Source organism: uncultured Maricaulis sp. (assembly GCF_963976135.1).
Taxonomy (GTDB): domain Bacteria; phylum Pseudomonadota; class Alphaproteobacteria; order Caulobacterales; family Maricaulaceae; genus Maricaulis.
The window spans coordinates 1-20,532 of record NZ_CAXBKN010000056.1 but is presented as its reverse complement, the minus strand read 5'-3'; the positions used below and the strand labels follow the sequence as shown (position 1 = coordinate 20,532).

General features: G+C 63.3%; 14 protein-coding genes. 6 read left to right on the top strand and 8 right to left on the bottom strand.

The features are described from left to right. Window positions 1–89 precede the first annotated feature (89 nt). The 4 genes from rlmN (at window position 90) to AAC023_RS08940 (ending at window position 4,015) form a co-directional block, all read left to right on the top strand. The gene (gene rlmN / locus AAC023_RS08955) at window positions 90–1,280 is read left to right on the top strand and encodes a 23S rRNA (adenine(2503)-C(2))-methyltransferase RlmN (protein WP_339740313.1); all 1,191 of its coding nucleotides are present in this window, start codon (window positions 90–92) and stop codon (window positions 1,278–1,280) included. Continuing rightward, window positions 1,277–2,110 (top strand): GNAT family N-acetyltransferase, encoded by an 834-nt coding sequence (locus AAC023_RS08950; RefSeq protein ID WP_339740311.1) that lies wholly within the window; start codon window positions 1,277–1,279, stop codon window positions 2,108–2,110. Before rlmN ends, AAC023_RS08950 begins: the two co-directional genes overlap by 4 nt. A gap of 79 nt (window positions 2,111–2,189) precedes the next feature. Then, window positions 2,190–2,561 (top strand): hypothetical protein, encoded by a 372-nt coding sequence (locus AAC023_RS08945; protein ID WP_339740309.1) that lies wholly within the window; start codon window positions 2,190–2,192, stop codon window positions 2,559–2,561. After that, window positions 2,558–4,015 (top strand): methyl-accepting chemotaxis protein, encoded by a 1,458-nt coding sequence (locus AAC023_RS08940; protein WP_339740307.1) that lies wholly within the window; start codon window positions 2,558–2,560, stop codon window positions 4,013–4,015. Before AAC023_RS08945 ends, AAC023_RS08940 begins: the two co-directional genes overlap by 4 nt. 79 nt (window positions 4,016–4,094) lie before the next feature. Here the strand turns inward: AAC023_RS08940 and AAC023_RS08935 are convergent, their stop codons facing one another. Beyond that, the gene (locus AAC023_RS08935; RefSeq protein ID WP_339740305.1) at window positions 4,095–4,925 is read right to left on the bottom strand and encodes a hypothetical protein; all 831 of its coding nucleotides are present in this window, start codon (window positions 4,923–4,925) and stop codon (window positions 4,095–4,097) included. A 361-nt stretch (window positions 4,926–5,286) separates the two neighbouring features. Here AAC023_RS08935 and AAC023_RS08930 point away from each other — a divergent pair, with 361 nt between their 5' ends. Next, a complete protein-coding gene (locus AAC023_RS08930) occupies window positions 5,287–6,048 on the top strand; it encodes a creatininase family protein (RefSeq protein ID WP_339740303.1) in 762 nt (253 codons plus the stop codon). 36 nt (window positions 6,049–6,084) lie between these two features. Here AAC023_RS08930 and AAC023_RS08925 read toward each other — a convergent pair whose 3' ends face one another. Then, window positions 6,085–6,534 carry a host attachment family protein gene (locus AAC023_RS08925; RefSeq protein ID WP_339740301.1) on the bottom strand — a complete coding sequence of 150 codons (450 nt, stop codon included), beginning with the start codon at window positions 6,532–6,534 and terminating at the stop codon, window positions 6,085–6,087. Between the two features lie 221 nt (window positions 6,535–6,755). On the opposite strand from AAC023_RS08925, the gene AAC023_RS08920 reads away from it, so the two are divergent. Beyond that, entirely contained in the window at window positions 6,756–9,269 is a 2,514-nt protein-coding gene (locus tag AAC023_RS08920; RefSeq protein WP_339740299.1) for a cation:proton antiporter, read from the top strand. A gap of 389 nt (window positions 9,270–9,658) precedes the next feature. Here AAC023_RS08920 and AAC023_RS08915 read toward each other — a convergent pair whose 3' ends face one another. The 6 genes from AAC023_RS08915 to AAC023_RS08890 all read right to left on the bottom strand — a co-directional run bounded on the left by AAC023_RS08915 (window position 9,659) and on the right by AAC023_RS08890 (window position 20,415). Continuing rightward, complete coding sequence (locus AAC023_RS08915; RefSeq protein ID WP_339740297.1) at window positions 9,659–11,728, bottom strand: S9 family peptidase; 2,070 nt, start codon at window positions 11,726–11,728, stop codon at window positions 9,659–9,661. A gap of 126 nt (window positions 11,729–11,854) precedes the next feature. Further along, window positions 11,855–14,764: a TonB-dependent receptor gene (locus AAC023_RS08910; RefSeq protein ID WP_339740295.1), complete on the bottom strand. Its 2,910-nt coding sequence runs from the start codon at window positions 14,762–14,764 to the stop codon at window positions 11,855–11,857. A 132-nt stretch (window positions 14,765–14,896) separates the two neighbouring features. After that, the gene (locus AAC023_RS08905; protein WP_339740293.1) at window positions 14,897–18,097 is read right to left on the bottom strand and encodes a TonB-dependent receptor; all 3,201 of its coding nucleotides are present in this window, start codon (window positions 18,095–18,097) and stop codon (window positions 14,897–14,899) included. Between the two features lie 61 nt (window positions 18,098–18,158). Next, on the bottom strand, window positions 18,159–19,202 hold the full coding sequence (locus tag AAC023_RS08900; RefSeq protein ID WP_339740291.1) for a FecR domain-containing protein: 1,044 nt from the start codon (window positions 19,200–19,202) through the stop codon (window positions 18,159–18,161). Further along, window positions 19,189–19,755: an RNA polymerase sigma factor gene (locus AAC023_RS08895; RefSeq protein WP_339740315.1), complete on the bottom strand. Its 567-nt coding sequence runs from the start codon at window positions 19,753–19,755 to the stop codon at window positions 19,189–19,191. Before AAC023_RS08895 ends, AAC023_RS08900 begins: the two co-directional genes overlap by 14 nt. Before the next feature lie 312 nt (window positions 19,756–20,067). After that, on the bottom strand, window positions 20,068–20,415 hold the full coding sequence (locus AAC023_RS08890; RefSeq protein ID WP_339740289.1) for a metalloregulator ArsR/SmtB family transcription factor: 348 nt from the start codon (window positions 20,413–20,415) through the stop codon (window positions 20,068–20,070). Between the last annotated feature and the right edge of the window lie 117 nt (window positions 20,416–20,532).

Genomic DNA, 20,532 nt, shown 5'->3' with positions numbered 1-20,532 from the left:
CTCGCCGGCAGGCCGTTACGATTAGGCCGCGCCGCGCTTTTGTGATATTGCGCGCGGCTTCCGAACATTTGAACGGTCCATCCAAGATCATGAGCCATGCGCTGAACATCGCAGCCGCCAACGTCAATGCCCCGCGCATCGACGATTCCACGCCACGCAGCCTGCCCTCACTGGCCGGGATGGGGCGGACACAATTGCGCGAAGCCGCGCTCGCCTGCGGCGTCGAGGAACGCAAGGCGAAGATGCGCGCCAACCAGTTGTTCGGCTGGATCTATCATTATGGCAGCACCTCCTTCGACGAAATGACGAATATCGACAAGGAGACGCGGGCACGCCTTGCGGCACATTACACGCTCGACCGGCCGCGCATCCTCGAACGCCTCGTCTCCACCGACGGCACCCGCAAATACCTGATCGAGCTGGCGCCCGGCGTCGAGTGCGAAACCGTCTTCATTCCCGATGTCGCCCGCTCCGGGGCGCTGTGCGTGTCCAGCCAGGTCGGCTGCACGCTCAATTGCACCTTCTGCCATACCGGCACCCAGGCGCTGGTGCGCAATCTGACCGCTGCGGAAATCGTCGCCCAGGTGATGATCGCGCGCGATGATCTCGCCGAATGGCCGAGCTCCAACGCCGACCGCAAGGTGACCAATATCGTCTTCATGGGCATGGGCGAGCCCCTGTATAATCTCGACCATGTCTCGGATTCGATCGATACCATCTCCGATCCGGAAGGCATGGCGATCGGCCGCCGCCGCATCACGGTCTCGACCTCCGGCGTGGTGCCGAAAATCTCCGAGCTCGGCACCCGCACCAACACCATGCTGGCCATCTCGCTGCACGCCACCAATGACGCCCTGCGCGACGAGCTGGTGCCGCTGAACAGGAAATACCCGCTCAAAATGCTGATGGACGCGATCCGCGCCTATCCGGGCCTCAATAATTCGCGCCGCATCACTTTCGAATACGTCATGCTGAAGGGCGTCAATGACAGCCTCGCCGAAGCGCGCGCCCTGGTGAAACTGCTCAAGGGCGTGCCGGCGAAGATCAATCTCATCCCCTTCAATCCCTGGCCCAACAGCCCCTATGAGTGCTCGGACTGGCCGCAGATTGTCGCCTTCGCCGACCTCGTCAACAAGGCTGGCTATGCCTCGCCGATCCGCACCCCGCGCGGCCGCGACATCTTCGCCGCCTGCGGCCAATTGCGTTCGGAGAGCAAGAAGGTGAAGGCAAGCGAGTTGAAGAAGCAGCGGCTGGAGCAGCAAGCCGCCGCCGGCGAATGACCTGTGCCATTCTCTATCGCTGGCGTCTCAAGCCCGGCCGCGAAACCGAGTTCCGCGCGGCCTGGGCCGAAGGCACGCGCCTGATCCATCAGCGCTGCCACTCCTATGGCGCGCGCCTGCACGAGGGCGAAAACGGCGAGATCTGGTCCTATGCGCTGTGGCCGTCAGAAGCGATGCGCCAGGCCTGTTTTGCCGATCATGACTGGTTTTCCCGGGACTGCTTCAAGACCATGCAGGCCTGTATCGAGGAGCGTTTCGACGAGATCCGACTCACCCTCACGGATGATGCCCTGACAATACCCTATCCACGTCTTGATCCCGTCCTGTTGACCACGGAGCGCCTGTTATTGCGCCCCATGACGTTTGAGGATTGCGAGGCCTTCCTGCCGGCGCTGACCGATCCGGAGACGATGAAATACTGGTCGCGCGGTCCGCTGGCCGGCATCGAGGCGGTACGCGATTATCTCGGCTGGAATATCCGCGGCGACGGCGTGGAGAGCTTCGTGATCACGCTCAAGGACTCACCCGAGGATGCGCTCGGATGGGTCGTGCTGATGGACCGCAAGAATAACGCGGCCGAGACCGGCTATATGCTGCGCCCTGACCGGCAGGGCCATGGCTATGCCCGCGAAGCCGTCGAGGCCGTTCTCCGGCACGGCTTCGAGACCCGCGGCCTGCGCCGCATCTATGCCGATACCGACCCGGACAATGCCGGTTCCATCCGTCTGCTGGAATCGCTCGGCTTCCAGCTCGAGGGCCGTTTGCGCGCCGCCTGGGAAACCCATATCGGCGTGCGCGACAGCCTGATCTTCGCCCGGATCCGGCCCTGAGACGTTGGTCGCAGCGCGAACAAGGCTTCTTTAACCACAATCATGGTCTGACTGATACATCTGGTCAGGAAATGAAACCTTGCGCGCGCGTCCCAATGCCCTTCGCCGATATCTTCCCGCCATCGTCGTGAGCCTGGCTGCGATCTGCATGCCGCTGCTCTCGGCCTTCGAGCCGGTGCGCGGCGACGAAGCCGCCGCCATCTTCCCGCCGGGCTGGACCCATGCCGATACCGTCCTTGCGACGGCTGAGGCCGATCTGGCCTTCGTCCGTTTCGGTGCCTTCGCCAATATCGGCATCGTGCGGATCGTCGATCAGAGCTCGTTGACCGACCTGCGCCGGGCCGGCGCCCTGCTCCTGCTTCCACCCGGCGCGCTGGGTGGCTGCCTGCTGCCGCGCGACAATCTCACCCCGTTTGACACCAACGCCACCAGCATCGGAATCTCGACATGAATCGTCTCGATCAACTCAGATCACAGGCCCAGTCAGCCCTGACGCTGGTCATTTGCGCTGCCGCAATCCTCTACCCGATCAGCGCCCTCTTCCTGGCCGCCGACCGGCTGATACCGGGTACGGTCCTGTTGTTCGCCGTCGCCGGCGCCGCCGTATTCGCGTGGAAGACCGATCCCAATTCGGTCGCCTCGCGCATCACCACCGGCGCCGCGCTGATCGCATTCCCCGCCGCGCTCGTCTACATGATAAGCGGCTCGGCCTGGCAGATCGACATGCACATGCTGTTCTTCGCCTGCCTGGCAGCCACCGCCGTCCTGCTGGACTGGCGCGTCATCCTCGCCGCCGCAGCCGTCACCGCCGTCCACCATCTTTCGCTCAATTTCATCCTGCCCTGGGCAATCTTTCCGGAAGGCGCGAGCTTTGTACGCGTCATGCTGCATGCGGTGATTGTTATTGGCCAGAGCGCGACCCTGATCTGGCTGACTGCCCAGGCGGCCAAGGCCCTCACCGATGCCGATTCAAGCACGCGGGAAGCCAATGCAGCCCAGCAATCCGCGGCCCAGAGCGCTGTGGCCGAACAATCCGCAAAGACCGATACCGAAACCCGCCGCGCTGCGGTCGCCAGCCTGGCGACTGATTTCCAGAACGCCCTGCGCACCGTCGCGCGCGGCGTTACCGGAGCGGCCGGACAGGTGGATTCGCTGGCCCGCCAGCTTCAGACCGATGCCAGCGCAACCCGGGACGGTGCCCGCAGCGCCGCCGATCGTGCCGGGCAGACCAATGCCAATGTCCAGTCCGTCGCTGCTGCGGCGCAGGAATTATCGGCCTCGATCTCGGAAGTCTCGCGCATCCTTGAGAACTCCGACAATGTCTCCGAACGCGCCGCTGCCGAAGCCGTCGGCGCCGGCCGTTCGATCGACGATCTCCAGGCTGCCGCCAAGGAGATCGAGGACATTATGCAACTGGTCGCGGCGGTCGCCGAACAGACCAATCTTCTGGCCCTCAACGCGACCATCGAAGCGGCCCGCGCCGGGGAAGCCGGCAAGGGTTTCGCCGTTGTCGCTTCGGAAGTGAAAGCCCTGGCCGAACAGACCTCGCGCGCCTCCAGCGATATTGCCGGGCGGATTGAAGCCATGCGCGGCGCCTCGGGCGGCGCTGCCAGCTCGCTCGGCAAGATCGCCGAGACAATTGAAGAATTGCGGGCCTCGTCCAATAGCGTCCGCGGCGCCTTCTCCGAGCAGAGCAGCGCGACGCGCGAGATTGCCGAACTGGCCGAACGGGCCGCCGGCGAGACCTCGGAAGTGACACGGGAAATGGACAATGTGAACGGAGCGGCCAGCCGCGCCAGCACGGCCGCCGAGGAATTCATGCTCGCCTCGTCAGAGCTGAACCAGTCGGCCACTCAGCTCGACCATGAATTGAACACGTTCAAGGACGCGCTTGACGCTGCCTGAGGCGTCTGGCCGGCGGCAGGCATGAAAACGGGCGGTGCCAGCCGGCGCCGCCCGTTTTCATGTCAGAATTCGCCTCCGCTCAACCCGGCTTGCGGAAACGGTAGACGAAACGATCCGTATGCCGCCTCAGGTCCGGCGCGAATACATTGCCGGTCCGGTCGTCCCCGGAATTGGCGAGCATGTCGCTTTCCGCTTCCAGAATGAAACCAGCCGCCATCACTTCTTCGCGCACGACATGGGCATCAATCCGGTGGGTGTCATTGACAAAGGCGAGGCGGGAACCAACCGGCGCATGGTGATCAATGACGATGAAGACACCACCCGGGCGCAGGGCGTTATAGATCGCCTGGTTCATCGCCACCCGGTCGGTGCCGTCATAGGCTGTGTCGTGGTAGAAGAGCACCATGAAGGCCGCATCCAGCGGCGCGTCGATCGCCGTATCGAAATTCTCGATCATATCGACGATGCGGGTCATATTGCCGCGTGAGTCCGCCAGCTCGCCGAGAGCGGTATTGCCATCAGTGAAGCGTTCGGCAATCCAGCTCGGATTGAAGGCATAGACATGGCCCTCCTCACCGACAGCGGCCGAGAGCACGCGCGCATAATAACCCCCACCGGGAACGATATCGGCGACCTGCCAACCATGCTCCAGACCGGCAAAGGCCAGCACTTCAGCGGGATGGCGGTCAACATCGAGCAGACGGTCCTCTTCGGGGCGCGAGGTGTCAGCCAGGGCCGCTTCGATCACCGCCGGCATCGGGTCGCCGAGCGGCGGCGCCGCGCTTTCCCCGGGGACTGCCCCGGCCGTCTGGGCAAGGGTCGACATGTGGTCGCCATCCGGCAAGTCGGCGGCAGGCGAGCAGGCTGCCAGCGACAGGGCTGCAGCAGAAAGACAGAAAAGCAGGCGCATGGAACGATCCCCGATAATGGTCCCCGAATGAAGCGCCATCATCGCCCAGTCGCCATCACATGCCAATCAATTCGCCGTGAGGCAATTTCCCTGCCCGAATACGTCGGACCTTTACCGTTGGGAAGGTTTTTTCTGGCATCAAGAGCGCGTGTCCGGAGCCTGATTCCTTCCGCGACTTGGGGAGATTGAATCATGCAATTCATGCTGGCCATCGCGACGATCATGGCAGTCGGCGCGGCTTTCATTTACCGGGCCGAAAGCCGCCGCGAGGACTAAGCGTCCCGCGCTGCTTGCAGACACTTGCACATCGCTGCCGGGGCCGTTTATCTCGGCAATCCAATCCCGCTGCGAAGGGCTCGCCATGCTGCTCCACCACGCCACCTGGCCTGAAGTCGAAACCTATCTGAAGCGCTGCAAGGGCATCGTGATTCCGATCGGTTCAACCGAACAGCACGGTCCCAATGGACTTGTCGGCACCGATGCCATCTGCCCGGAGGTGATCGCCACCGAGGCTGGTGCCGAAGCCGGCTTCCTCGTCGGCCCGACCTTCAATGTCGGCATCGCCCAGCACCATCTCGGCTTTGCCGGCTCGATGACGCTGCGTCCCTCGACCATGATCGCCGTCATCAATGACTGGACCGAGAGCCTGCTGCGCCACGGCTTCAAGCGGATTTATTTCTTCAATGGCCATGGCGGCAATATCACCACGATCAGCGCCGCCTTTGCCGAATTCTATGCGCAATGGTCACTCGATGCCGAGCCCTGCCCGGCGCGGCTGATGCAGCGCAACTGGTGGGAATTGCCGGGTGTCATGGACACTTGCCGCACGCTGTTTCCGGTCGGCGAAGGCTCGCACGCCACCGCATCGGAAGTCTCGGTGACGCAATACGCTCTGCCCCACGCGATCAAATCGGTCGCCATGAACCCGAAAATCGCCCCTTCAGGCGGCTTCACCGATGCGGCTGACTATCGCGCCCGATTCCCTGACGGTCGCATCGGGTCGGATCCGTCCCAGGCCACACCGGAGAAGGGCGCACAAATCGTCGCGATCGCGAAACAGGCCTTGATTGCCGATGTCGCGGACTTCTTCGAGATCAAGCCCGTCGCCGCGGCTTCCCAGTAACAGGCAGCCTGCAGCGGCGCGATGATTTCACCGGGCCTATTCGGTCAGGGCGGCGACGAATTGGGCTTCGATCTTGTCGGTCGATTGATTCACGACATCGCGTTCGCGTTCGATCAGCGTCTTCTTCAGCGCCTCGGAATAATGCGGCCGCGCCGCGCCAAGCACCGGTGCCGGCGCCAGCAGGACGAGCCGGTCGAATGAACCCTTCCCGGCTTCCCGGTTCAGTTGCGCGATTACCGACTGGACGAAATCATGCTCGGCCTGCCTGTGCCCGTCGGTGTGTTCCATCGCGGCGCGGTTGCCGCCGGTCTTGAAAACCCTGCCGGGGCGGTCGGAGCTATGGTCCCGGGCCGGGGGATTGTGCTGGCTGTCCTGATCGACCAGCTGGAGATTGGGCTGGTCGTCAAAGCCCTCATTGCGCCAGATCAATGCCTTGCCGCCATCCAGCGCGGCGACCCAGGTAATAGCGTCGATTGGTGTACTCACGGCCAGTCTCCCTTATGTCTTCACCCCTTCAAATTGGGTGCGCGGCCAGGCGCTCGCAAGGCCCCGGCCCGGCGCATATTGTCGCGGGGGCAGGCATTCCGGAACACGTTCGCGACCCCGGCACCAACTAATCCTGCGGCCCGGATGCGAATTCATCCTTCTTCCGTCATTTTCCGCACCAGACCGATTCCATGCGCCCGACTTCCCGGCTATTCAGAGGCATGGACATTGTTCTGATCACGACAGTCATTGCATCGCTTTTCCTCGTCATCGGCGGGGCAGAGCCGCTCGCCGCGCGATTGCGACTGCCATACACCGTGATCCTCGCCTTGCTGGGCCTTCTGATCGGGTCGGGCGCGCTGTTCTTCCTGCAAACTGAGCTGACCGATGCCCTGAACCCGGTGGCGGAAGCGATCCTCGGCCTGCCAATCCGCTCGAACGTCTTCCTTTATGTCTTCCTGCCGACCTTGCTGTTTCAGGCAACCCTGGGGATGGATCTGCGCCGCATGCTCGATGACTGGGTTCCGATCCTCGTACTGGCAGTCGTGGCCGTGGTCGTGGCGACGCTGAGTGTCGGCTATGCCCTGTCCTGGGCCAGTGCGCTGCCCTTGGCCGCCTGTCTTCTGATCGGCGCCATCGTTTCGACCACCGATCCGTCGGCGGTCGTATCGATCTTCCGGTCCATTTCGGCACCGCGGCGGCTGGCGCGGATCATTGAGGGCGAGAGCCTGTTGAACGACGCCGCCGCCATTGCGTTGTTCGGCCTCTTCATGGGCTTCGTGATGCTGGGCGCTGCGGAACCGAGTCTTGGCGCAGCGCTCGGACGCTTCCCGCTGCTGATCGGCGGCGGCGCACTGACCGGCTGGCTCGCAGCGCGCATCGCCGTATGGATCATGGCCCGTTTCGCCCGGCATCAATTGGCACTGATCTCGATCTCGGTTGCCCTGCCTTATCTGGCCTATATCGGTGCCGAGCAAAGCATTGGTGCCTCCGGCGTAATCGCCGTGGTGGTTGCAGGACTGACCCTGAACCTGACCGGCCCCGGTCAGTTGCCGCCGCAAGCCTGGACCTATCTGCGCGAGGTCTGGGACCTGCTGGCACATTGGGGCGGGGCATTGATCTTCATTCTTGCAGCTTTGCTGATCCCCAGAATCCTCGAAGAAGTGCGCGCCGGGGACTTTGTGCTGATCGGGGTGGTGATCCTCGCCGCGATCGCCGCACGTGTGGTGATCCTGTTCGTGCTCTTGCCGCTGCTGACAGTCCTGCGCGTCTCACCGGGCGTCGAGCCACCCTACCGCGTCGCCATCCTGTGGGGCGGCCTGCGCGGCGCCGTTACCTTGGCGCTGGCCCTGGCCGTCACCGAGAGCGTCAGCGTCCCGGTGGAAGTCAAACGCGTGGTCGGCATCCTCGCCACGGGCTTCACGCTCTTCACATTGATTGTGCAGGGGGCGACCCTGCGGACGGTCATCGGCTGGCTCGGGCTGGACCGGCTCTCGCCGATCGACCAGGCACTGTCGCGCCAGGTTGTCGCCGTCGCGCTGCAGACCGTGCGCGAGGATGTGGCGCGCACGAGCGAAAATTATGAGCTGAGTCATGACATCGTGCGCTCCGAGGCCAAGCGCTTTGGCAAGCGGCTGGACAAAGCAGTGAAGACTGCCGAGGAGAGCGCCGACATGCTCGAGCATGATCGCGTCACGCTCGGCCTCGTCGCGCTGGCAGGCCATGAACGCGACACCATCCTCGCGCGCATGCATGAGCAGACCATCTCGGCGCGGATGGCCGAACAGGTCTTGTCGAATGCCGATCGGTTGATCGAGGGCGCGCGGTCGAAGGGCCGAAGGGGCTATCAGCGCGCCGCACGCCGCACCGTCGCCTATGGCCGCGCGTTCCGCGCCGCCGTTTTCCTGCACAGCCCGCTGCGCCTGTCCGGCCCGCTGGCCCGCATGACCGCCGACAGGTTCGAGCTTCTCCTGTCGCAGCGTCTGATCCTGCGCGACCTGAACGCTTTCATTGACGGGCGCATCCGCCGTATCCACGGACGCCGGGTGGCCGAACTGCTGCATGAGCTCCTCTCCTGGCGCATCGAGTCGGTGGAAACCGCACTCGAGGGTCTGCGCCTGCAATACCCAGGCTATGCCGACCAGCTGGAACGACGCTTCATCCGGCGCACCGCACTGCGCCTCGAGGAACGCGAATATACCGCCATGCGCGAGGATGGGCTGATCGGAGCAGAAGTCTTCGCCGTATTGATGAAAGGGCTGAGCTCGCGCCGCGCCGCCGCTGAACGCCGCCCGCGCCTGCTCATCGCGCTACAGCGTGCCGAGCTGGTGCGGCAATTCCCGCTCTTCGCCGAACTTGACGATGCCGCGCTCAAGCGCTTGGGCGGCGCGCTTCAAACCCGCTACGTCAATGCCGGTGAAGTCATCATCCGCAAGAATAGCGTCGTCAAAAGCGTCTTTTTCATCGCCTCAGGCGCGATCGAACTCCAGAGCGCAGGTCAGAGCTGGCGGCTTGGCGGCGGAGAGATGTTTGGGCAGATGGCGATCCTGATGCAAAAACCGCGACGGGCGGAGGCCCGCGCCATTGCGCCCTCGACCTTGCTGGCACTCGACGAAGAACGCTTTCGGCGCTTGCTCGATGGCAGCAATGCCTTGCGCGAGGCGGTACGCATCAGCGCTGAAAAGCGCGGAATCGACCCTGGCAGCCTTCTCTCGAACGACCCCGACCCGGCCTGACACGCGGCGTTGCGATCCAGCGGATCGGATGGTCCGCTGGCCATGCTTTTGGGCAATGTGGCCGGCCTTCGACCTCAAGCGCCCGGACGAGCGCTGGCCGATCTGCATCGCGGCGCACCCGCCCTTGCGATGGCGCGAGAGCCACTTGTAAACCGTGCCAACGGAGATGCCGAGCGAGGTGGCAATCATGTCCACGCTCTCACCCGACTGCCGTCGCTCGACGATTAGGAATCGCGCAAACGGTGCGGGTCTGGCATTTCTTTGGCTCTTCATCGGGGGCGATCCTTCTGGCCGATTGCTTCGCAACAACCAGTCTCAAGGACTCAATCCCGATGAACAACCTTATGAGAGTTCACAATTAGAGGCGGGCGCCCGCCATTCCGCTCGGTTCAATCATCGCCGGGCGCAGCCGGTGGCGCCTGCCAATCCCGTTCCGGCCGGCCAGTATGGAGGCCATACCAGTCGAGCTCGGCATTGAGCCGGAACAGGCGATGGCTGGGCGTCTTGAAGCTGTGTTCCTCGCCGGGCACCAGATAGAGCCGCGTCTCAACCCCGAGATTTCGCAAGGACTGATAGAGCATGATCGATTGTGACGGGTGCACGCGTTCATCGTCCTCGCCAGCAAAAATCAGGGTCGGGGTGGTTACCGCGTGCAGGTCCCGCAGGAGCGATTGCGGGACGAAGGCACGGTCATAGACGCCCTCGGCCCAGACATCAGCGCCGAACATGAGCCGGCGGGCACCGCGCACATCGCTGGTCAGATGATGCATGGCCCAGTCGACAGCGCCCGCGCCGCTCATGGCGGCGGCGAAACGGCCGGTCTGGGTGATCAACCGGTTGGTCATGTGACCACCGGCGCTCCAACCTGAAACAACCATCCGATCAGGATCCGCCCGGCCCGACGCGACCAGATTGTCGACACCGGCCAGGACGTCCCGGTCGGCATGGGCGAAATACTCACCGTGCATGCCGCGCATGAATGCGTCACCATAACCGGTTCCGCCGCGATAATTCACCCACAGCACACCATAACCCTCGGCCGCGAGCACCGGGACATAGCGCGACCATTTCCATTGTCCGAACTCATCGCCGGACCGGGGTCCGCCATGGATCTGGACCACCAGGGGCGGCGGGCTCTCACCGCTGGTCAGGGGCGGGAAATAGAAGCCTTCAATCACAGTGCCGTCATGACTGCTCCATTCGATAGCTTGCTGCTGCGGCAGGTTGAAGGCCGAGACCGTGGCAGCACCGATCGTCGTCAGCCGCCGGCTCTCGCCGGCCGGTGTGACATGCCAGAGATCGCCATTGCTGATTTCTGTCTGAAACAGGGCCACAATCTCGCCCGTCCCGTCCGCAAGCGACCAGTCAGCCAGGGAACGATCTTCAAGCGAGATGACGGTCAAGGTGCCAGCATCGACATCGACACGCATCAGGCCCGAGCGCACACCGTCCCGGACGGCGACGATAAGGCTCTCGCCACCCGGCAGCCAGGCCAGCCCGTCGACCTCCCAATTGGCATCCGGTGCCAGAACGCGCGTCACCCCGGTCGCGAGATCGAGCAGGACCAGTTTTTGCTGCACATAGTCGAGCCCATCCTCGCCGAGCCGCGCCTGATAGGCGACCCGGCGCCCATCCGGCGACAGGCGCGCATGGCCTTCCGGCCAGTCATTGTTCGTGACCCGGCGAAAGGGCTCGCTCGGGCCGGCCGCAAGCATCAGCTCGCTCTGATAGGTCGCGTCGGCGTCGGTTTCGGCTGAAACCCGCACCAGGATCGCGCCATTGGCCGCAAGATGATAGCCGCGGACATGGAGTTCGCCCGATGTGACCTGTTGTGCAGCACCATCCGCAACCCGAACCCGCCAGAGATGAGCGCGCCGTGTCGATTCATAATAGGGATCGACAATATGGATCCGGCGCCGGCGTTCGCGGTCCGCTGCCGAGCGCGTTTCGCTGGCGATGTAATAGATAAATTCCCCGTCCGGCGACCAGCTGATCGAGCGAACAGCGGCTGGATGACGGGTCAGGCGCTCAAGCTCACCTCCGTCCAGAGCGCGGATATAGATCTCGTTATTGCCGCTCCCCTCCGGGGCGATCTCTGCCGCGATCCATTGCCCGTCAGGCGAAAAAATCACGCGATCCGCCGTGTCGAGGTCGACCTGGTGGACCAGTTCGCTCTGGCCCTGCTGCCAGAGCCAGAAGCCGGTGGAATTCTTGTCCGCGGCCCAATCCGTGGTCACACGTTCAACCAGGGCGGTCCGGCCATCATTCGACAGAGAGACGCCGTCGAGACGCGGCAATTCGATGATGTCCACCGCGGTCATATCGCGTCGGATGGCCGCCGGGACCGGGTGCAGGGCGAGGGACTGAATGTTTTCGTGCTGGGCGAGGACAGCCGGGGACAGGGCACAGCTCAGCCAGCCCGCCATGGCCAAGGCGGCCAGACCGGTGGATCGGATCATGTCAGACTCCGCGGGAATGTCAGTGAAAATGGGGCGCAGACGGGCAGCGAAGACCGGATCCGCCCGCCCCGTTCACACCATGGCGAACGGGACGGGCAGCATCGGAGGGAAGGAATTGCAGCGCGATCAGAACTCGCTGCGGATGCCGAAGTAGAATTGCCGCCCCACGAGGGAGTTTTGTGGCGAGTTGATGTTCGAGCTCGACCCGCTGGCGAAATTGCCCGGCATGTAAGGGCCGATCTCGTCGAACAGATTGGTGACACCGGCATAGACGCTCGTGCGGTAGGCATTGTCGAACCGGTAGCGGGCATACACATTCGAACGGAACTGATCTTCCGCCACAAAATAAAGCGGGTTCGTCGGAGCAACATCGAGATCATCGATGCCGCCTGACTCATAGTGCAGGGTATAGGAGGCGTAGAAGCCACCTTCGCTCCAGGACAGGCGCGCCCGGGCTTCGTGAGTCGGGTCATACATCGAGCCATTGGAGTCTTCGAGCACTGGCTGGCCAGCCTCGCCAACGAACTCAAACTCATCGGCCAGCGAGCGCGAATAGCGCACATCGAGACCGAATTCACCCGGGATGCTCTCGAGCTCGAAATCCCACATCACCGAGACATCAATGCCTTCGGAGAGGAGTTCATTGAGGTTTTCCTCACGGTTGATCACCTCGACCACCCGGCCATTTGAGCCATCACGTGTGATGACGTCGCAGAAACGGTTGTTCGGGAAATCGGCCGCGCCATAACACAGGTCGACCGTGGTTTGGGTCGAGATCGAGCCGATCGCATCCTCAACGCGGATATTATAGTAATCCACGATGATATAGAGATCGTCGAGGAAGCTCGGAGCCCACACTGCGCCGACCGTGAAGGTATCAGCAGTCTCCTCGCGAACATTCGGATTTCCGGCATTGGGGCCATTGACCGAACCGTCAAACTCGAAGGCCTCACCAGCATTGTCCGGATCGGCGAAGAAGGCCTGGATCCCGGCTTCGGACAAGCAGTTCGCCGCGATCGTCGCAGCACTGAAATCGCTGCCAGCCGGCGGGGTGATACCCGTGCCGTCCGGCATCATGCCGTCACATGGATCAAGCAGCGCGTCGGAATCCTGGCGCGGGGCCGAGAAGATTTCCGTGATTGTGGGCGCCCGCTGCGAGCGCGAATACTGGCCACGGAAGCGGAGTGTCTCGGTCGGCTCCCAATAACCACCGACATTGTAGGAATAGATCGTGCCAATGGTGGAATAGTCCGCCACCCGAGCGGCGATCTGGGCCGTCACATTCGAGAGCAGGGGAATTTCCAGCTCGGCAAACGCTTCGACCACGTCGAAGCTGGCTTCGATTTCCGGCACTACCGAAAGGCTGGTGGTTTCTTCCAGAATGATCGCGTCGACATTCGTGTCCTGGCTCTCTTCGCGCCACTCCATCCCGAAGGCCGCAGCCACCGTGCCCGCCGGCATCTCAAACAGGTCGCCATCCAGCGCTCCGCCCAGAACTGTCTGTTCGCGGACCTGGTTCACCAGGCCTTCGACCCGGATATATTCGGCCATTTCCGGCGTAATCGAGCCTTCGCCGAAGATATTGAGCGGCACACAACCATCGGCCCGGGCGCCGGTATCGACGCACTGATATCCGCCTGCGCCGTCAGACTCGATGTCGAGCGCATAGTGGATGTTGAGATAGTTGAGATTATTGCCCTGGATCTGGTTCTGTTCGAAGCGGCCATAGGTGGCAAAAGTCTGCCAGCGCCAGGATTCACCAAGGTCGCCCTCAAGGCTGAAGGCGGTGCGCGCCGTCGTGCGTTCATTGTCACGGGTTTCGCGGCCGATTTCATTGAAACGGCGATACCAGCTCACCGTGCCCGAACGGGTCTCTTCGACGGCTGCCGGAATGAAGGGATGATTGCTCGCCATCTGGCCGATATCGAAGGCGCTGCCCAGAGGGCCAACATCGGTGGAATAGATCGCCGTCTCGTAAGAGCCTTCATACAGGCTGTCGACACGCGACCAGAGGAAATCCGCAGAGGCCTCGATCCCATTGTCGAATTCATAGCGCGCGGCGAGTGCAGCGGTGTAGGCGGTCACTTCCGGTGAGAGCGTGCGCCCCGGACGGAAATTATAGCCATCGAGATCGGTCTCATGGCCGACCGACGGGTCGCGGCCGTCATTCGGCGCCAGCGATTTGTCATTATACCAGACACCATCGACGTTCCATGCATCATCGCTCTCGAAGCGGCCGCCCGGGATGTAGGACGAGAGGTAGATATCATTGAACTCGCCATTCCCCGTCCAGTCATCGAAGCGCAGCGAATCCGGACGCGTTTCGTCGGCATAGATCGCCGTCTCGTCATCATAGCTGGCGCCGAACATGATATTGCCGCGCCCATTGGCGAAATTGCGGCCCATCGTCAGTTCGATCGTGGTTTCCTCTTCACCGCTGGCATCGGCAAAGCCGTACCGGGTATTCACTTCAATACCGTCGAAATCGGTTTTGAGGATGAGATTGGCAACGCCGGCAATCGCGTCCGACCCGTAGATCGCGGACGCGCCGCCCGTGGTGACTTCGATCGACTGGACAAATCCCGCCGGAATGGTCTGCAGGCTGACCCGTTCGCCATTGCCCGAATTGGACACGGCGCGGCGGCCATTGATCAGAACCAGCGTGCGATCGGCACCGAGCCCCCGCAGATTGACCGTCGAAAGACCGGAGTTCTGGATTGAGAGCTCGGAGTTTTCGGGGGACATATCGGTGTCCACGCCCGGCATTTCGGCGAGCAGCTCGCCGACATCAACCGTGCCGGCTTCAAGGATGTCGTTGGTGGTGAAGATCTGCGTCGGAATTGCCGTGGTGGCATTGGTCCGGCGGATCCGCGACCCGGTGACGACAATCATGTCGTCCTGGGTGGCCGCATCGGCAGCTTCGCCCGCCTGTTGCGCCAGACCAGCCGTACTTGCCAACATGATCGCAGACAGCGCGGCTCCGACCATCAACGCACCGCGCGTCGACGCCCGGCCCACTCGTTTCAACTGGCGCATCGGATATTCCCCTCATCACATGTCACACCGTCCCCTCGACGGCGGATTGACAGTTCTGTCTGGGAAGACACCTCAGGGAGCGGACCGGGTACCTGCGTGGCAGGATTTTTTCGAATAGTGCCGCAGACGGCTCTACCAGCTGCGCCGCAGACCGATATAGGCCGAGCGTCCGGCGACATCATAGGCGGCATTGAAATTGCGCCGGTCGCCGCTCTGCGTCCCGTTTGGGAGGAAGGGACCATAATCGTGGAAGATATTATTGACCCCACCAAACAGGCGCCAGCCTTCTCGCAAATCGATCCGGGCCGATACATCATGCTGGAGCCAGGGGTCGACCTCGAGGATGAGCTGGGCGTCGGCATCATCAAGCGCGGCGCGATCATGACTGTCGACGCTCGCCCCCTCATAGCGGGCGCGCCACTGCAATTGCCAGGCGCCCGCCTCCCAGGTCAGGGACCCGGTCCAGCGATGCGCGGGCGCACCGACTTCGCCACGCCATTGATTGACCTGGACGGAGCCATCCGTGCGCTCGAACTCCTGTTGCAGTCGATGGCTGTAGGCATAGAGAAGCTGTGCCCTCCAGTCACCGCGAAACCAGCCCTCATTCACGCGCCAGCCATCGCGCAGACGAAGGTCGACGCCGCTTGATCTCAGCGCGTGCAGATTGTCGGTTCGATTGAGCATGGCCACGAGCTGGCCCGAGCCCGACCGTTCAATCGAGTCACAAAAGGCATTAGCGGCCGGCAGAACCGTCGCTCCATAGCATTCCTGCAACAGGGATTGGCTGCTGAGCGAGGCAATCACCTCTTCGACGCGGATATCATAGGCATCGAGCACCAGCGAGAAGCGGGGACGCTGTTGCGGCGTGAAGACAAAACCCAGATTCCAGCTATGCGATTCTTCCTCGGTGAGATCGGGATTGCCGGAATTGGGCGCATAGACGCTGCTCACACTCTGCAAGAACACACCATCGCGCGCGATCACGGCGGCGATGCGGGCATCGGAGCGGCAATTTCCGGCCTCGGTCCCGGACGACACCAGCGTGACGCCGTCGCAGGGGTCGGACACGCTGTCATAATCGCCGCGCGGCGCCGAATATAACTCAACCATGCCCGGCGCCCTTTGAGCATTGCCGAGTTGCGCCCGCAATTGCAGACCCGGCGAGACTACCCAGCTGGCGCCGACCCGGAAGCTTCCGACTCCGCCGACGCTGTCAATGTCATAACGGGCGAGCCGTCCGGCAAATTCGAGGCCAAGATGCTGGATCATGGGCCGACCGGACAGCAGCGTTACCGAAGTCTCGAAAAAAGCCTCGGTTGCATCCACCGAAGCGTCGAGATCGGGCACATCGACATAGCCTGTGTCGCGCGATTGCGTGACGGGGTCGCCGACGGTCCTTTGCCGGTCGCGCCGGTGTTCGATTCCGAGCGCGAGCGGGATCGCACCGATCCCCGGAAAGACCGCCTCGCCAGTCAGGGTGAGGCCAATCGTATCCTGCTGCACATCGACATCGAGCCGGTCTGTGGCGCGAATATAGTCGGCCGCTTCGGCACTGATCGAGTTGACGCCAAAAATATCCAGCGGGACGCAGCCGGCCTGGCGCGCGGCGCTATCGCGGCAGCGATACCCGCTTGCAGTGCCGACAGCAGGCTCGACATCCAGCGCCGCCTGGATATGGCGGAAATTGAGTTCGCCGCTGCGCAGCTGGCTCTGGGAATAGCGGCCATGACCGACATAGGCCTCCCAGTCCCACCGCGCCGCCTGCCCGCCAAGCCCGGCCCAGAGCCGGTCCGTGGCCCGGTCAATATCGCGATATTCGGGGCCCAGCTCCGTGAAGCGCCGGCGCCAGGTGATACCGCTCAGCCCGTCCGCGAGCGCTGCAGCTCGAATCGGGGCCGGGACGAAGGGGTTGTCCAGGGCAATGCGGCCGATATCCTCCCGCGTCGCGCCGAAATCCTGACCATAATAGGCGGTCTGGGCTTCGCGTGTCGCTTGGCTCTGGCTGCGTGCGAACAATGCCGTCGCGAAGAGCTCGACGTAATCGCTCAGCTCATACCGGGTCTTCAGCGCCAGCATCTGCCGGTCACGCGGCAAGCTGATCGTCGCGTCGGGCCGGGTCGACACACTATCGGTATCGGTGTCGAAATCGCTTTGCAGCCCGGCCGCGTTGAACCAGAAATCATAGCCGATAAAACGCCCGCCCGGGGTGTAGGTGCTCAGATCGTCTTCCAGGCGCGTCCCGTCATTGGAGAGGACAAGGTCGCTCAGCGCCCAATCCCGCTCGTCGGCCCCGATACGGGCCAGCTGGTCGAAGGACAAATTGGCCATCACATGGCCCCGGCCCGCCGCGAACGGACGGCCGATGGTGAAGGCGCCGGCCGAGAAGGCGCCGCCGCCATCCTCGGTCAGTCCGGACTGAAAAACCGCACTGCCACCGTCAAGATCATCGCGCAGCACGAAATTGACGACACCGGCGATGGCATCTGAACCGTAGAGCGCCGAAGCGCCGCCTGTGGTAATTTCCACCTGTTCGACGAATTCGACCGGGATCGAGTCCGAGCCGAAACGGCTGGCATTGCCACTGTTGGAGACGGTTCGCCGACCGTCGATCAGCACCAGGGTCCGGGTCGTCCCCAATCCGCGCAGCCCGACCGATGTCAGGCCGGCATTCTGCGCGCTCAAATGCGTGGATTGGCCGGAAAACTCCAGGGTTGCCGGCGATTGCGACGCCAGCAAGCCCCCCATTTCATAGGCACCGGAGGATTCCATTTCGGCCCGCCCCATCACGAAGACCGGGGTCACCGCTGTCAGGTCGGAGCGGGCAAAGCGCGAGCCGGTCACCACAATCACCTCGCCCGGATCGGTCGGGACTGCGGCGCCCGCCAGGGTCAGCCAGCCGACAGCACGGGTCTCCCTCACCCGGCCATCAGCCGGCACCAGGCCGGTCGGGGAGATCGCCGGTGCCGGTGTTTGTGCGATCACCGACAGCACGCCGGTGCGCGCGTCGACACGGTCGATCTGCAGACCCGTCTCCGCGAGCAATGCGTCCAGCGCCTCATCCGCTGTCGACAGACCCCGCAGGGGCGGAACCCGATAGCCTTCGACGAGACGGGATTCGAACAGGAGCTGGCGACCGGTGAGGATCGAATATCGCCGCAATGCGCCGTCCAGTGGCCCGGCCGGGATGTCAAACAGGATGCGGGTTTCACCACCGGTTTCGGCGCCCGCCGGCGCTTCGGTCTGCGCCGCCAGACCCGGCGTCAGAACGAGACTCATCGCCACGCCGGCCAATAGCCGGGCGGCGAAGCTCAGATCTGACCGCCTGACCCGCATGCCGTCCCCTCAGACCTTCCCGGGCTCGTCCCCGGACCGTGTCATTGCACCGCCCAGCCCGCTATTCATTGGAAGTGTAGAGCCGGATCCGGTCGGCATCGCGATCAATTCCGACCGGCCCCATTTGGTCCAGCGCCGCAAAGAATGCGTCGCTATCACGCGGATCAAACACGCCAGACACTGCAATTTCGGCCACGCCGGGATCGGAAAACTCAACAGCGAGATCGCCATAGCGCCGGAATTCCGCGACGACATCGGCCAAACGCCAGTCATCGAAGATCAGCCGGCCGGACCGCCAGGCGACCGCCAGACCGGCATCGACACGCTGCGCTTCCGGCAAGGGCGCACCCGGCGCCAGCTCGACCTGGTCACCGGCGTGCAGCGTCGTCGGACTTGCCGGCGCCGCCGTGTCGCGAGCCTGAACGATCCCCTCCACGACGGTCACCAGCGTATGGCCATCTGTGCGGGTATAGACATTGAAGGCGGTGCCGATGGCCCGCACTTCATATCCACCGGCCGCGACGATGAAGGGCCGGGACGGATCGTGCGCGACTTCGAACAGCACCTCGCCCCGGGGCAGGGTAATGCGGCGCTCGCGATCACTGAAGCTGACCTCGATGCGCGATCCGGTATTCAGCGTCGCAGTCGAACCGTCGGCGAGGATGCGGGCCTGCATCTCGCCGCGCCCGGTCGAGTAGGCCTCGGCAACGACAATTTCGACCGGCGCCGCCGGCTCACCGCCCAGCAATGGACCAAACAGAAAGGGCGTCACCGCCAGCAGCAAGAGGACAGACGCGGCCAGCGCAACCGGCCGCCAGCCCAGGCCGGAAAACAGGCCAGGATGCGGCGCATCAGCCGTAATACTGTCCAGCCCCGCCTCGACTTCGGCGATCAAATCCCCGGCCCATGCGCTTGTCCTCACCTGTTCCAGCGCCGCCTCGAGATCCAGGCAGGCCGACAGGGCATCGGCGTGGCACACATCAGCCTGGAGCCAGGCTTCCAGCTCGGCCTGACGTCCAGGATCGAAGGGTGCGCCGGCCTGCAGCCAGAGGGCCCAGCCTGCGGCCACGTCGTGAATATCGGACGTCGGATCAACCGGCATCATGCCCAGCTCCTGTGGTATCGCTTCCGGGTTTGGCCCCGGCTTGCAGACGCGCCGCGCACAGCGCCATTCCGCGTTGAATGTGTTTCTTGACCATATGTGACGACACACCCATCTGATCGGCGGCCTGCTGGTAGGTCAGCCCCTTCAGCTTGCACAGCACGAAGGCCGCCCGGCATTTTGGCGACAGGCCGCGAATAGCGTCCTGCAAGGCCCGTTCTCGAGCCTCGTCGTGCGTTGCGCTTTCGGCTGGCGCGCCCCGCGATTGCACGAAGACGTCGGTATAGTGGTGCGTCACGCTCGCAGAGTGGCGCTGTACCGTATCGCGGTGGCGCAGATGATTGCGCGCAAGATTGGTCGCGATCGTGGTGAGAAACGCCGATTCATCGCGCACCGGACGCGCATCGACATCAGCCTTCAACAAGCGCTCGAAGGCCGATTGGGTGATGTCATCAGCGTCCTGTGGGTTCTTGACGATGCGCAGCACGATCCAGCGCAAGCGCGAACCATGTTCGCGGTAGAGATTTTCGACGTTGAACGCGTCACTCACCGCCACGACCAAGCCCTCACGCCCGCCGGCTTGCCCGCAGCAGACGTCTCACCCGATAGCCCGCACGCCGGACCCGCACGCCAGACCACGCCTGACACAAGATTGTCATGGTCGCCTGCGGGAGCTGGCCGCGCAAGGTACCCGATCAGCACCGCCGCGTGTCCTGTTCAATTGGTGCACCGGCAAGCCTGCAGGAGCTGGCAGCCATCGCCAGAATCCGGCCGTCCCCGGATCAGCGCTCTTGTCTTCGGGTAAGTCTATGGCGGTGCCGCCCGACGAGCACCAGCCGGTTCCTGAGGCGGAATCGTTCCGCGCCGCCTAGGGAGAACTTGTTTCAGCGCGGCCGGTGAGTTCGGCAGAATCGCCGAGAATGTCCGATATGATCGCCTCGGCAAGCCAGCGCGTTCCATCTGTGTCTGCAGCGTAGAACATGAATTGTGAGCGTCGTTCAGCGCGGATCAAGCCGGCCCGTTCCAGGGTCTGCAGGTGGCCTGTCATGGTCGACCGCGGCACTTCATAGTGCGCAGCCAGATCGCCTGCGGAAACCGAGAGAGGAAATCGCGCGCACAGGCGCCGGAAAAGATCCAGGCGCACCGGATGGGAGAGGCCGGCCAGCGCGGTAACTGTTCGTCGATTTGTCATACCGGCAAATTGCAGCGCGAGCATGACCGGCACATCGAATTTTCGTGAATGTTTTGCGACGGCTCGAATTTGGGACAGTCCGGCATCGGCTAGGGCCTGTACTCAATAAGGGGATTCCCGGATCGTTGATTGCGTGATTCA

Coding starts and splice junctions, on each gene's coding strand:
- AAC023_RS08915 (WP_339740297.1), bottom strand. CDS start 11,728: ATGATCCGATCCACCGGTCTGGCCGCCTTGGCCATGGCGGGCTGGCTG.
- AAC023_RS08920 (WP_339740299.1), top strand. CDS start 6,756: ATGGACATTGTTCTGATCACGACAGTCATTGCATCGCTTTTCCTCGTC.
- AAC023_RS08900 (WP_339740291.1), bottom strand. CDS start 19,202: ATGATGCCGGTTGATCCGACGTCCGATATTCACGACGTGGCCGCAGGC.
- AAC023_RS08940 (WP_339740307.1), top strand. CDS start 2,558: ATGAATCGTCTCGATCAACTCAGATCACAGGCCCAGTCAGCCCTGACG.
- AAC023_RS08950 (WP_339740311.1), top strand. CDS start 1,277: ATGACCTGTGCCATTCTCTATCGCTGGCGTCTCAAGCCCGGCCGCGAA.
- AAC023_RS08910 (WP_339740295.1), bottom strand. CDS start 14,764: ATGCGCCAGTTGAAACGAGTGGGCCGGGCGTCGACGCGCGGTGCGTTG.
- AAC023_RS08935 (WP_339740305.1), bottom strand. CDS start 4,925: ATGCGCCTGCTTTTCTGTCTTTCTGCTGCAGCCCTGTCGCTGGCAGCC.
- AAC023_RS08930 (WP_339740303.1), top strand. CDS start 5,287: ATGCTGCTCCACCACGCCACCTGGCCTGAAGTCGAAACCTATCTGAAG.
- AAC023_RS08890 (WP_339740289.1), bottom strand. CDS start 20,415: ATGCTCGCGCTGCAATTTGCCGGTATGACAAATCGACGAACAGTTACC.
- rlmN (WP_339740313.1), top strand. CDS start 90: ATGAGCCATGCGCTGAACATCGCAGCCGCCAACGTCAATGCCCCGCGC.
- AAC023_RS08905 (WP_339740293.1), bottom strand. CDS start 18,097: ATGCGGGTCAGGCGGTCAGATCTGAGCTTCGCCGCCCGGCTATTGGCC.